The organism is Bacillus glycinifermentans, assembly GCF_001042475.2.
Taxonomy (GTDB): domain Bacteria; phylum Bacillota; class Bacilli; order Bacillales; family Bacillaceae; genus Bacillus; species Bacillus glycinifermentans.
In genome coordinates, this window is sequence record NZ_LECW02000004.1 from 222540 (window position 1) to 235133 (window position 12594).

Annotated in this window: 11 protein-coding genes; 2 read left to right on the plus strand and 9 right to left on the minus strand. The window is 48.8% G+C overall.

Annotated elements, in window-relative coordinates; translation table 11 throughout:
• Nucleotides 1-2: 2 nt before the first annotated feature.
• The 8 genes from AB447_RS03930 to AB447_RS03965 form a co-directional block, all read right to left on the minus strand.
• The gene (locus AB447_RS03930; RefSeq protein ID WP_048356219.1) at nt 3-1268 is read right to left on the minus strand and encodes a dihydrolipoamide acetyltransferase family protein; all 1266 of its coding nucleotides are present in this window, start codon (nt 1266-1268) and stop codon (nt 3-5) included.
• 24 nt (nt 1269-1292) lie between these two features.
• A complete protein-coding gene (locus AB447_RS03935; RefSeq protein WP_048356218.1) occupies nt 1293-2276 on the minus strand; it encodes an alpha-ketoacid dehydrogenase subunit beta in 984 nt (327 codons plus the stop codon).
• Between the two features lie 12 nt (nt 2277-2288).
• A complete protein-coding gene (locus AB447_RS03940) occupies nt 2289-3281 on the minus strand; it encodes a thiamine pyrophosphate-dependent dehydrogenase E1 component subunit alpha (protein WP_096892171.1) in 993 nt (330 codons plus the stop codon).
• A gap of 22 nt (nt 3282-3303) precedes the next feature.
• Nucleotides 3304-4725: a dihydrolipoyl dehydrogenase gene (gene lpdA, locus AB447_RS03945; protein WP_048353346.1), complete on the minus strand. Its 1422-nt coding sequence runs from the start codon at nt 4723-4725 to the stop codon at nt 3304-3306.
• Nucleotides 4709-5821 carry a butyrate kinase gene (buk, locus tag AB447_RS03950; protein ID WP_048353345.1) on the minus strand — a complete coding sequence of 371 codons (1113 nt, stop codon included), beginning with the start codon at nt 5819-5821 and terminating at the stop codon, nt 4709-4711. Before buk ends, lpdA begins: the two co-directional genes overlap by 17 nt.
• Nucleotides 5822-5857: 36 nt before the next feature.
• A complete protein-coding gene (bcd, locus tag AB447_RS03955) occupies nt 5858-6952 on the minus strand; it encodes a branched-chain amino acid dehydrogenase (RefSeq protein WP_048407115.1) in 1095 nt (364 codons plus the stop codon).
• A 3-nt stretch (nt 6953-6955) separates the two neighbouring features.
• The gene (gene yqiS / locus AB447_RS03960) at nt 6956-7867 is read right to left on the minus strand and encodes a phosphate butyryltransferase (protein WP_048353344.1); all 912 of its coding nucleotides are present in this window, start codon (nt 7865-7867) and stop codon (nt 6956-6958) included.
• A gap of 126 nt (nt 7868-7993) precedes the next feature.
• Complete coding sequence (locus AB447_RS03965; protein ID WP_048353343.1) at nt 7994-10063, minus strand: sigma-54 interaction domain-containing protein; 2070 nt, start codon at nt 10061-10063, stop codon at nt 7994-7996.
• Nucleotides 10064-10214: 151 nt separating this feature from the next.
• Between AB447_RS03965 and AB447_RS03970 the strand changes: the two genes are divergently transcribed.
• Nucleotides 10215-10469, plus strand: coding sequence for a DUF2627 domain-containing protein (locus tag AB447_RS03970; RefSeq protein ID WP_046131867.1), 255 nt, complete (start codon nt 10215-10217; stop codon nt 10467-10469).
• Nucleotides 10470-10499: 30 nt separating this feature from the next.
• Here AB447_RS03970 and AB447_RS03975 read toward each other — a convergent pair whose 3' ends face one another.
• Nucleotides 10500-11228 carry a glycerophosphodiester phosphodiesterase gene (locus AB447_RS03975; protein ID WP_048353342.1) on the minus strand — a complete coding sequence of 243 codons (729 nt, stop codon included), beginning with the start codon at nt 11226-11228 and terminating at the stop codon, nt 10500-10502.
• A gap of 326 nt (nt 11229-11554) precedes the next feature.
• On the opposite strand from AB447_RS03975, the gene AB447_RS03980 reads away from it, so the two are divergent.
• Complete coding sequence (locus AB447_RS03980) at nt 11555-12469, plus strand: class I SAM-dependent methyltransferase (RefSeq protein ID WP_048353341.1); 915 nt, start codon at nt 11555-11557, stop codon at nt 12467-12469.
• Nucleotides 12470-12594 lie beyond the last annotated feature (125 nt).

The window sequence follows — 12594 nt, forward strand, 5'->3', positions numbered from 1 at the left end:
ATTCAATAAACAGATGTATTTGCATCGATGTGTTCAAGGATGTCTTTCACGCGGGCAAGGAATCTTCCGCAAATAAGACCGTCAAGCACTCTATGGTCAAGCGATAAGCATAAATTGACCATATCCCTGACGGCGATCATACCGTGGTCCATCACAACGGGACGCTTGACGATCGATTCCACCTGCAAAATCGCCGCCTGCGGATGATTGATGATGCCCATCGACTGGACAGAGCCGAATGAGCCCGTATTGTTAACGGTAAACGTTCCGCCGGTCATATCATCGCTCGTCAGCTTGCCGCTCCGCACCTTATGGGCCAAATCGGCGATTTCTCTTGCAATTCCTTTAATCGTTTTTTCATCGGCATGCTTAATAACCGGCACATACAATGCATCTTCCGTCGCCACGGCAATCGAGATGTTGATGTCCTTTTTCTGAATGATTTTATCGCCGGCCCACATGCTGTTCATTTGCGGGAATTCTTTCAGCGCTTGGGCAACCGCTTTGACGAAGAAAGCAAAAAAGGTCAAATTGAAGCCTTCTTTCTTTTTAAATTCGTCTTTGATGTGATTGCGGTAGCTGACAAGGTTTGTGACGTCGACTTCCATCATCGTCCAGGCATGAGGGATTTCATGCTTGCTTCTGACCATATTGGAAGCAATCGCATTGCGGATGCCTGTGACAGGTATTTCAATGTCGCCGGCCGCCGTTTCCGGCGCCTTCGTTTCAGCAGCTTTCGGCGCGCGGGCCGGAGCCGTTTTCTGCGGTTCTGCCGGCTGTTTTTCCGCTGCCGCGCCTTGAACCGGAATGCCGCCGGATGCAATGATGCGCTGGATGTCCTTGCGGGTGATCCGCCCGCCGGCTCCGGTTCCTTCCACTTGGTCCAAATCGATGTTATGCTCACCGGCCAGGCGCAAAACCGCCGGTGAATAGCGCTTTTTGTTCGGCGCGTCTTGCGTCTCTGCTTTTGGCAGTTCCTCCGCTTTATGTTCCTCTGTATCTGAAGAGGTTTCCGGCTTTGATCCTTCATTTGTTTCGACGTTGCAAATGACATCACCGACCTGCAAGGTCTCTCCTTCTTCTGCAACAAGCTCTTTGATCGTCCCCGTAAACGAGGAAGGCACTTCAGCGTTGACTTTGTCCGTCATAACTTCGGCGATCGGGTCATATTTGTTGACGCGATCCCCGACGCTGACAAGCCATTTGCTGATCGTTCCCTCGGTTACGCTCTCTCCGAGCTTGGGCATTGTCATCTGTTCCACTGCCATACGATTGTCCTCCTTATCGTGTTTTTAAAACTCTGCGAGTTCTCTCATCGCCGCTTCTGCTTTTTCCGGATTGACCATAAAATATTTTTCCATCGCCGGCGCATACGGCATTGCCGGTACATCAGGCCCTGCCAGCCGCTTGATCGGCGCATCCAGATCAAAGAGGCAATGCTCGGAAATGATCGCGGCGACTTCGCTCATCACGCTGCCTTCCTTCGTATCTTCAGTCATAAGGAGCACCTTGCCCGTTTTGGAAGCTGCTTCAATGATCGCTTCCTTATCGAGCGGATATACCGTTCTTAAATCGAGAATATGAGCGGAAATTCCGTCCTTCGCAAGCCGTTCAGCCGCCTGAAGGGCAAAGTGAACGCACAATCCGTAGGTAATGACAGTGATGTCTTCGCCTTCCCGTTTGACGTCAGCTTTGCCGATCGGCAGGACGTAATCGTCATTCGGCACCTCGCCTTTTATGAGGCGGTAGGCTCTTTTATGCTCAAAAAACAGCACTGGATCCTCATCGCGAATGGCCGCTTTTAAGAGCCCTTTTACATCATAAGGGGTAGATGGCATGACGATTTTCAGACCAGGCTGATTGGCGAACACGGCCTCAACGGACTGGGAATGGTACAGCGCTCCGTGAATGCCTCCGCCGTACGGCGCCCTGATGACGATCGGACAGTTCCAGTCATTATTCGACCTGTAGCGGATTTTTGCCGCTTCCGAAATAATTTGGTTGACAGCGGGCATGATAAAATCAGCAAACTGCATTTCCGCTACCGGTCTCATGCCATACATGGCGGCACCGATTCCGACTCCGGCAATCGCCGATTCGGCGAGCGGCGTGTCCATGACCCGCTCTTCCCCAAACTGATCATAAAGGCCGGCTGTCGCTTTGAAGACTCCGCCTTTTTTTCCGACGTCCTCGCCGAGAATAAAGACGCGCGGGTCTTTTTCCATTTCCTCTTTTAAAGCCAATGTAACAGCATCTATATACGACATTACAGGCATTGGTTTTCCTCCCTACTCCGCATAAACATGCCGCAGCGCCTCTTCAGGATCGGCATACGGAGCATGTTCAGCATAATCTGTTGCTTCATTGACGATATTCGCAATCTCGTCTGCTATCGCTTTTTCTGACTCTTCGGTAAGAAGTCCGGCTTCTGTTAAATACTGCGCGTATGTTATGATCGGATCCTTTTTCTTCGCTTCGGCCACTTCTTCCTGGCCTCTGTAGCTTCTGTCGTCATCATCGCTGGAGTGAGGGGTCAGCCGGTATGAAATCGTTTCGATCAATGTCGGGCCTTCGCCTCTTCCAGCCCGTTCCCGCGCTTCTTTGACCACCTTATACACTTCGAGCGGGTCGTTTCCGTCAACCGTAATCCCGGGCATTCCATAGCCTACGGCACGGTCGGAAATCTTCTCGCAGGCGACCTGCTTTTCGTACGGAACGGAAATAGCGTATTTATTGTTCTCGCACATGAAAATGACAGGAAGCTTATGAACCGCGGCAAAGTTTGCCCCTTCATGAAAATCGCCCTGATTTGAAGAGCCTTCGCCAAATGTCACAAATGTAGCGATATTCTTGTTGTCCAGCCTTCCCGCGAGAGCGACGCCGACGGCGTGCGGAACTTGTGTCGTCACCGGCGAAGAGCCCGTGACGATCCGGATTTTCTTTTGCCCGAAGTGGCTGGGCATTTGTTTTCCTCCAGAGTTTGGATCTTCCGCTTTCGCGAAAGCGGAAAGCATTAAATCCTTTGCCGTCATTCCAAACGCGAGCACGACGCCCATGTCTCTGTAATAAGGCAAAACATAGTCATTGTCCCGGTCTAAAGCGAAAGCCGCGCCGACTTGGGCCGCTTCCTGACCTTGGCAAGAGATCACGAAAGGGATTTTGCCTGATCTGTTCAACAGCCACATCCGCTCGTCGAGCTTTCTTGCCAAAAGCATGGTTTTGTACATATCGATTGCTTGTTCATCTGTTAACCCCACTGCTTCGTGACGATTATTGCTCATTTTTTTCACTCCTTTATGCTTTTTAAAAATGAATCGCTTTTCCATCAACCGCAAGGGCGGCTTCTCCGATGGCTTCAGAAAGCGTCGGATGCGGATGGATCGTCTGGCCGATTTCCCACGGCGTCGCATCAAGCACTTTTGCAAGCCCCGCTTCGGAAATCATGTCCGTCACATGCGGGCCGATCATATGGATCCCTAAAATATCATCCGTATCCTTGTCAGCGACGATTTTTACGAAGCCTTCCGTTTCTCCGTAAACGAGCGCTTTTCCGATCGCCTGAAACGGGAATTTGCCGACTTTCATATTACGTCCCTCAGCCTTCGCTTCTTCTTCCGTTAAACCGACCGACGCCGCTTCAGGACTAGAGTAAATGCATTTTGAAACAAGAGAGTAATCCATCTGATGAGGCTCTTCGCCGGCGATATGTTCGACAGCGGTTATGCCTTCATGGGAAGCGACATGGGCAAGCTGCAAACCGCCGATGACATCGCCGATCGCATATATATGGGACTCTTTCGTCTGATACATGTTGTTTGTCGAGATAAAGCCGTTTTTGACTTCAATGTCCGTATTTTCAAGGCCGATTCCTTCGATATTGGCCTGCCGGCCGACTGAAATGAGCATTTTTTCAGCGGAAAGCGCAAGTGTTTCACCGTCTTTTTCGGCTTGAATGCTGATTCCCTCTCCCTTTTCGAGGCTGTCAGGCAGCACTTTTGCTCCCGTGATGATCTTGATGCCTTTTTTCGTCAGGCGGGTTTGCATTTCTTTTGATATGTCGGCGTCCTCGGTCGGCAAAATCCGCTCCGCGTATTCAATGACCGTGACGTCAACGCCGAAGTCGTTGAGCATGGAAGCCCACTCGATGCCGATGACACCGCCGCCGACAATCACGATGGACGCCGGCAGCTTCTCGAGTTCAAGGGCTTCGTCAGAAGAGAGGACGCGTTCACCGTCCGGCTCGAGTCCTGGAAGCGGGCGCGGCCTTGAACCGGTGGCAATGATGACGTTTTTCGGAACGAGCATTTCGTTTTCGCCCCCGTTTGCCATCTCAACCGACACTGTTCCCGGCATCGGGGAAAAGATCGACGGTCCGAGAATCCGTCCGATTCCTTCGTATACATCGATTTTTCCTTTTTTCATCAGATGCTTCACACCGTTGTAGAGCTGGTCGACAATCTTTTGCTTCCGGCTTTGAACCCGGGAAAATTGAAGGTTAACTTCGGGAATCATCACCCCGAATTCTTCCGCTTTTTTCGCGGTTCGGTAAACCTCTGCACTTCTCAAGAGCGCCTTGGACGGAATGCAGCCTTTGTGAAGGCATGTGCCGCCAAGCTTTTGTTTTTCGACAACCGCTGTTTTCAATCCGAGCTGTGAAGCTCTGATTGCGGCTACATATCCGCCCGTTCCGCCTCCGAGAATCACGAGATCATATTCTGTTGCCATGACTTTCCCTCCTCTGGTTCGGATACTCTTTCGCTTCTTCTTCCCCGTTTAGCACCCGAAAAGCGCCTTCGGCCAGAGCTTGAAGCTCGTTTTCGCCGGGGTAAACGACGACATCCGAAATCCAGTCTATGTATTTTCTGATCGAGGAAACAAATGTTTTTCCGTAAGCCAGTCCGCCCGTCAGAATGATAACGTCTACTTCCCCTTTTAATACCGCGCTGGCCGCACCGATTTCCTTCGCAATTTGATACGCCATCGCTTCATAGATAAGCGCCGCTTTTTGGTCGCCTTCCTGAATCATTTTTTCGACTTTCACAGCGTCGGTCGTGCCGAGATAGCCGGAAAGCCCCCCGCCGCCGACGAGCATTTTCATCAGCTCATCCCGCGTATATTCACCGGAAAAGCACAAATCGATAAGGTCACCGGCCGGAATGGTGCCGGCCCGCTCAGGACTGAGCGGACCTTCTCCGTGAAGGCCGTTGTTGACGTCGATGACCCGACCATGGCAATGGACGCCGATCGTAATGCCGCCTCCCATGTGCGTAATGATCATTTTCATATCTTCATAGCGCTTGCCAAACTGCCAAGCCGCTTTTCGGGCAACCGCTTTTTGGTTGAGGGCATGAAAGATGCTCCTTCTTTCAATAAGCGGAGTGCCGGAAATTTTAGCGACATCCGACATTTCATCGACGACAACGGGATCGACGATAAAAGCCGGAATATTAAGGCCGTCGGCTATTTCCCTGGCGATGATCCCTCCGAGATTTGAGGCGTGCTCGCCGGCATAGCCGTTTTTTAAATCCTTGATCATCGCATCATTCACTTCGTATGTTCCGCCTTCGATCGGCCGGAGCAGGCCGCCCCTTGCGCATACGGCATTCAGCTTCGAAATATTGATGCCCTGTTCGTGCAGCGTTTCTAAAACGGCCTGTTTTCTGAATGAATATTGGTCAGAAATCGTCTCATACTGCTTCAGCTTTGCCTCGTCATGGCGGATTGATTTTTCAAAAATGGAACGGTCATCGTGAAAAACGCCGATCTTTGTAGATGTTGATCCCGGGTTAATGACGAGAATACGTTTTTCCTGTGCCTGCATTTTATTTAAAACCTCCAGTGATAAGGGGTATTGATATTAGCGCCTGCTTAAAATGTGCTGCCCGTTTTGCAAAAATTGGCTTCTTGAACGACGCATCCGCTCAATCCGCTCTTCGGCAAGCCGGTCTGCCGCTAAGTATGTTGGAATGCCGTCCCGTTTTGAAATATCAAGGACCCTTTCGATGTTTGCGTAAATTCCTTCGACTTTTTTGAGGGCACGCTCCGCATTGTAGCCGTAAAGCTCATCTGCGACGTTGATGACGCCGCCGGCATTGATGACATAATCCGGCGCATAGACGATGCCCATGTCGTGAATCAAATCGCCGTGGCGGGTTTCTTTCAGCTGATTGTTAGCCGCCCCCGCTATCACTTTTGCTTTGAGCTGCGGAATCGTATCATCGTTGATGGTCGCTCCAAGCGCGCATGGCGCATAGATATCGCAATCCTGTGAATAAATATCGTCAGGGTCGACGGCCCGGGCGCCAAAGTCAGCGACGGCCCGCTCAACCGCTTCTTTGTTAATGTCTGTCACGATCAGGCTTGCGCCTTCTTCATGAAGGTGGCGGCAAAGATTGTACGCCACATTTCCGACGCCTTGGACGGCAACGGTCTTGCCTTCAAGGGAATCCGTTCCGAACGCTTCCTTCGCCGCGGCTTTCATGCCCTTATACACACCGTACGCTGTGACTGGAGAAGGATTACCCGAAGAGCCGAAGGCAGGGGAAATTCCCGTTACAAAATCCGTCTCATCATGAATGATATCCATGTCTTCAACGGTCGTCCCGACGTCTTCAGCGGTAATGTATCTGCCGTTCAACCCTTGAATGTAGCGGCCGAAGGCACGGAACATTTCCTCATTTTTATCTTTGCGCGGATCTCCGATAATGACCGTTTTGCCTCCGCCGAGGTTCAATCCGGCAGCCGCGTTTTTGTAGGTCATCCCCCTTGCAAGGCGAAGCGCGTCTTCGATTGCGGCTTCTTCGCTATCGTATGTCCACATTCTCGTACCGCCCAAAGCCGGCCCGAGCGTCGTGTCGTGGATCGCGATGATCGCTTTTAATCCGGATTCTTTATCCTGGCAAAACACCAATTGTTCATAATCGTACTGTTCCATATATCGAAATAGTTCCATGTCTTATTCCTCCTCTTGTCGTGCTTCAGACGTACAAAGCGCCAAAGCAATTGAATACAATTTGTTTTCGGCGGAATCGGCCCTGCTCGTTAAAGCGATGGGCGCTTTTGCACCTGCCAAAATAGCCCCCACTTTTGCACCTGCAAAATGAATCAGCGATTTGTAAAGCACATTGCCCGTTTCAATGGAAGGAACGAGCAGGATGTCAGCCTGGCCTGCCACGATTCCGGAAATGTTTTTGTGCCTGGCGGCAAGCTCGGAAATCGCATTGTCCAAAGCAAGGGGTCCATCGACGATGCAGTCTTTAATTTGGCCCCGATGATTCATCTGCGTTAAAGCAGCCGCGTTTAATGTGGCTTCCATCGCGGGATTCACCGTTTCAACAGCGGCAAGGCAGGCGACTTTCGGCATTTGTACACCGACCGCTCTCGCCACGCGAACCGCATTTTCTAAAATCTGTTTCAATTCTTCAAGCTTCGGATGGATGTTCATCGCCGCGTCTGTTACACATATCAGCCTGTCAAACCCTTCCACTTCAAATGCCGCGACATGCGACAGCACATGTGAGGAACGCAAGCCGTATTCCTTATTCAAAACGGCTTTCAGAAGAACTGCAGTCGGGACGTGTCCTTTCATCAGGACATCTGCATTGCCGCTCTTTACGGATTGGACCGCGATTTTCGCGGAAGCTTCCGGCGTTTCCGAATGGATGATATCGACGTGCCGTTTTGGAATATCCAGCTCTTTCATCATATGCCTGATCTTTTCTCTGTGCCCGATCAGCAAAAACCTGGCAAATTGCTTGTCAACCGCAAGTTTGACGGCTTGAAGCACTTCGTCATCTTCTGCATGTGCGACGGCAACTGTTTTATTTTCCAGTTCCGCCGCTTTTTGAAATAGTTGTGTCAGCTTCATAGTACCCACCTTTCTAAGCAAACATCCGCACTCTTATTCATGCAAGTTTCGTGCCAGTCTGAAAAAAATGATCAGAATGGCGATCCCGCCTAAAACCCTGCACAAGTTTGCAGTGAGAGATGCAGGTTATTGCATGCTGTCTTTTGCAAGATGGTATTTATCCATTTTGTAATAAAGGTTCCGGATGCTGATGCCCAGCGCTTTTGCCGTTTTCGTTCGGTTGTATTGATGTTTTTCCAGCGTCTCTTTGATCACATGCGCCTCAAAACGCTCAACAGCATCCGAAAGCTTCTCGTTCTCGACTTCGGCAAAAGCCAGGCCGGTTTCGGCCTTTTTCCTCGGACTGTCCGCTTCGGGGAGATGTTCAAGGTCAATCCACTCCATCTGCGGCTTTAAAAAGATCATCGCCCGCTCGAGGACGTTTTCAAGCTCCCTGACATTTCCCGGCCATTTTCTTGCAGTCAGCGATTTAAGAGCTTTTTTCGTAAGCCCCTTTACATTGCGGCCGTATTCTTGATTGATCTTTCCGATCAAATGGCGGCTCAGGGCTTCAATATCCTCTTTTCTCTGCCTAAGCGGCGGAATCGAAATCGGATAGCGATTGATGCGGTAGTATAAATCTTCGCGGAATCTCCCTTCGGCCAGCGCTTTTTCAATATTGACATTGGTCGCGGCAATAATTCTGACGTTCACGGGGATCGGCTTTGTCCCGCCGACCCTGACGATTTCTTTTTCCTGAAGAACGCGGAGCAGCTTCGCCTGCGTACTCGGAGACAGCTCGCCGATCTCGTCGAGAAAAATGCTTCCGTTATTGGCCTCTTCAAAAAACCCTTTTTTCCCGCCGCGCTTTGCGCCGGAAAAGGCGCCTTCTTCATAGCCGAACAGCTCTGATTCAAGCAAAGATTCCGAAATAGCCGCACAGTTTACCCGGACAAACTTATTATACTTTCGGTCACTTTCGTTATGTATCGCATGGGCGAAAAGCTCCTTCCCCGTTCCCGATTCACCCCTGAGCAAAATCGTGGCAGGCGTTTTCGCCCCCAACTTCGCCTGTTCAAGTGCCACAAGCATTTGCTCGCTGGACCCGATAATGTCGGCAAATGTGTATTTCGCTTCAAGCGTACGGATGATCTGGCGCGCCCTGTTCAATTCCTTCGTCAGCGACTGGATTTCGGACACGTCCTGTATGACGCCGACACTGCCTTTTAAAATCCCGTCGACGATAATCGGCGCAACGTTGACGATCACTTCTTTCTTATTCGGGCCGACCTTCATTCTGGCGCCTCTGACAGGCCGCCTTGTTTCGAGCACTTTCAAATGCATGCTTTCGCCTTCGGATATATCGGTATTGGCCGGCTTTCCGATTACCTCATCTTTTGTCAGACCGGTCATTTTTGTATACGCCCTGTTGATCATCATCCCGATTCCGTTCTCATCGACGACGGAAATCGCTTCATCAGACGACTGAATGATCGCTTCAAGCATCGTTCTGACTTCCTTCAGGTTTGTCACTTCTTCGGCCAGTTCAACCGCGTCCGTAATATCTTTAAAAATGCTGAGCGCGCCTAACAGCGTTCCACCGTCATCAATAATCGGAATCCTAGTCGTTACGATCTGCCTGTTCGGCTTTAAAAACTGTTTTTGATTGTATTCCGGCTCTCTCGTGTTGAGAATGCGGGGAAGCTTCGTCGTCGGGATGACCTTTTGAATGTGCTGGCCGATCGCTTCCTCCCGTTTTGTACCTGTCATCTCCTCGGCCATTTTGTTAAACAGGATGATTTCTTCATTGATATCGATAAAAATCATGCCGTCATTCATCGAATTAAAAATCCGGTCGTGTTTGTATGTCTGTTCTTTCAGCATTTGGATCAGCTGCTGCTTTTCATTCATCAATTGAGAAATGATATAAGCGAGCGAGCCCGGCACAACGATCGTCCTGTCCGGTTTTTTACGAACGAGCTGCTTCAACACGCCGGGATCTCCGGTCGTTTCAATGATGATATCGATCTGCTGATCGATGTAAGGCAGCCAGTCCAAAGCCGTTTCAATACCGTTTTTTTCGGCAATGAACAGTCCCGGCGCTTTCGGATTTTTGTCGATGACGGCCGCGATATGCATCGTTTTCGTCTTCAGCAGCAACTCTAAGAGAGCACTTCCCCCTTTTCCAGCACCTACAATCAGTACTTTTTGCTTCATCCCTTTACCCCTTTGTATGAAAAATTTTGCACACTTAAACGTTCTCTTGCAACAATTTGCACAACACCTATGTTATCACGTTTTCCTTTCTTGACAAACTTTTTTTTCAAATAGACAATAAAGGAAAATGATTGGTAAGGGGATTAGGTGTATGGGGAGACTGGTCGCACTGCTGATTTTGCTGATTCCGGGATGCTTGGCAGCGTTGGGGATTAAATTGATGAGAGACACTGTATTCGGCGTACTCATCAGCCCGTTTCAAATTCTTTGGCTCCAGGGGCTGACAGGACTAATATGCTTCTGTCTAGGGCTTTACCTGTTAGGAGGCTTCATCCTTTACAGAGACAGAAAACGAAACCAGGTAAGCGCGCGCTTTAGAAAAAAACAAAACGGCCCCGGGGCATAAAAAACCGCAGATCAACATCTGCGGTTTTTTTCATGACATGCTTTCCTTCAGTTTCATCGCTTTTTCGGGAAAATCGGTAAAAAATCCGTCGACCCCGGCCGCAATCAGCTCCTTCATATCCTCCTCGCGATTGACGGTAAACGGCCTGACCGCTATGTTCTTTTTATGGGCATTTGCGATCGTATCCGGCGACATCGAGCGGAGATACGGATGGAACCCGGATGCCGGAATCATGTCTACGTATTGTTCAGGCTTATAGATGACATCCATGTAAAGCGCAGCCAATTCGATCTCCGGGTTCAGCTTCCGGCAATGGGCGAGGCTTTCGTGGTTAAAAGAAGAGATGATGATCCGGTCCTCGAGCTTATAATCAGAAATAAGCCCCAGCACTTTTTCTTCCATTCCATCATAGCGTACAATGCTGTTTTTCAGCTCAACATTGACGAGAAAATCGCCTTTTGCTGCCCAGTCTAACACCTCTTCAAGAGTCGGCACCTTGACAAATCCGGTCTTTTCGGAAAAGCGGAAGCTCGCATCCCCCTGCCTGATCTCATCGTATGTAAAATCTTTAATATAACCCTTTAAAGAAGTCGTCCTGTCGAGCTTTTCATCGTGAATCACGACAAGACGCCCGTCTTTCGACATCTGAACATCAAGCTCGATCCCATCGGCGCCTGATGCAGCTGCGCGTTCAAATGCCGTCATCGTATTCTCAGGGTACGTCCCTGAAGCGCCTCTGTGTGCAAATATTTTCGTCATGTAAGTTCACCTCTTAATGAATTAACGGTCCACCCTCATTATGAAGGTCTTATGATGTTCTTTCCACACTTAGGCCTTTTTTTAACATAAGCATTACAAAACAGTTCCTTTTTCCAAGACAGCCTCAATTACCGCCCTAATAGCTGTTTTCAGATTGACGCTTTCATTTTGAAGCGGGTGGTTTACTAGATTTGACAAAAAATAAATCCTTATACTCCCTTGACAAAAAAAATTATTTGTGCTACAATTTACTATTATAATATTTCTGTATATAATAAGATTCTCCTGGCCGGGGGAATCTTATTTTTTATGCAGGAGGAGCAGGCATGAAGCAAAACGAGTCAAGTTTAACTTCCCTAATATCAGCATTTGGCCGAGCCTATCACAGTCAATTTGATGAACCAAAAATTTTCGATGATTTCATTGCAAAAGATCTCATTTCCGAAAAAGAGTTTTTAGACATCAGCGAAAATATGATTCAAGGAATACAGTTTTTCAACAAAGGCATCGCCCAAAAATTTCAGGGCGAACGTAAAAAAATATTAAAATGGATTACACAAGTCCAGCTTTCGCCGACGCCATTGGCACGGGCAGCGTATTGCGAAAGCGTGCTGCTTCATGAAGTCACGCTGGGACTAAAACAGTACGTCATCCTCGGAGCCGGGCTGGATACGTTTTGTTTCCGGCATCCAGAACTGAAAAACAGCTTGCAAATCTTCGAAGTGGATCATCCATCCACACAGGAATTCAAAAAGAAACGGCTGGAAAATACCGCTTATGACATTCCGGATCATCTTCATTTTGTCCCGATGGACTTTACCCGGGAGTTTTCGTATCAAAGTCTGATAGATGAAGGATTTGAAAACGAAAAAACGTTCTTCAGCCTTTTAGGTGTTTCTTATTATTTAACGAAAGAGGAAAATGCAAACTTGATCAGCCACTTATTTTCCAAAGTCCCATCAGGCAGTTCCATCGTGTTTGATTATGCGGACGAACGGCTCTATGAAGAAAAAGGAATATCCAACAGAGTTGAAAATATGGTAAAAATGGCTGCAGCAAGCGGAGAACCGATGAAATCGTGTTTCTCTTATGAAGAAATCGAGAAGCTGCTGGAAACTTCAGGCTTGCTCATTTATGAGCATCTAGCGCCTGACGCGATAAACGACCGTTTCTTTCGCAACCGAACGGATGATTTATCTGCTTTCGAATCGGTTCATTACATTCATGCCGTAAAAAAATAAGGACTTGGTTTTACTACCGCTCAATGATGCATTGAGCGGCTTTTCGTTTATGAAATTCTGCGGTTTTTGCAGGAAACAGACAACGCAATGAAACTTTTATAACGGTTAATCGTAAAAATATTTGA

Excerpts from the sequence above, each read along its gene's own strand:
- AB447_RS03930 (WP_048356219.1), bottom strand. The coding sequence starts at position 1,268 with ATGGCAGTGGAACAGATGACAATGCCCAAGCTCGGAGAGAGCGTAACC.
- AB447_RS03935 (WP_048356218.1), bottom strand. The coding sequence starts at position 2,276 with ATGCCTGTAATGTCGTATATAGATGCTGTTACATTGGCTTTAAAAGAG.
- AB447_RS03940 (WP_096892171.1), bottom strand. The coding sequence starts at position 3,281 with ATGAGCAATAATCGTCACGAAGCAGTGGGGTTAACAGATGAACAAGCA.
- lpdA (WP_048353346.1), bottom strand. The coding sequence starts at position 4,725 with ATGGCAACAGAATATGATCTCGTGATTCTCGGAGGCGGAACGGGCGGA.
- buk (WP_048353345.1), bottom strand. The coding sequence starts at position 5,821 with ATGCAGGCACAGGAAAAACGTATTCTCGTCATTAACCCGGGATCAACA.
- bcd (WP_048407115.1), bottom strand. The coding sequence starts at position 6,952 with ATGGAACTATTTCGATATATGGAACAGTACGATTATGAACAATTGGTG.
- yqiS (WP_048353344.1), bottom strand. The coding sequence starts at position 7,867 with ATGAAGCTGACACAACTATTTCAAAAAGCGGCGGAACTGGAAAATAAA.
- AB447_RS03965 (WP_048353343.1), bottom strand. The coding sequence starts at position 10,063 with ATGAAGCAAAAAGTACTGATTGTAGGTGCTGGAAAAGGGGGAAGTGCT.
- AB447_RS03970 (WP_046131867.1), top strand. The coding sequence starts at position 10,215 with ATGGGGAGACTGGTCGCACTGCTGATTTTGCTGATTCCGGGATGCTTG.
- AB447_RS03975 (WP_048353342.1), bottom strand. The coding sequence starts at position 11,228 with ATGACGAAAATATTTGCACACAGAGGCGCTTCAGGGACGTACCCTGAG.
- AB447_RS03980 (WP_048353341.1), top strand. The coding sequence starts at position 11,555 with ATGAAGCAAAACGAGTCAAGTTTAACTTCCCTAATATCAGCATTTGGC.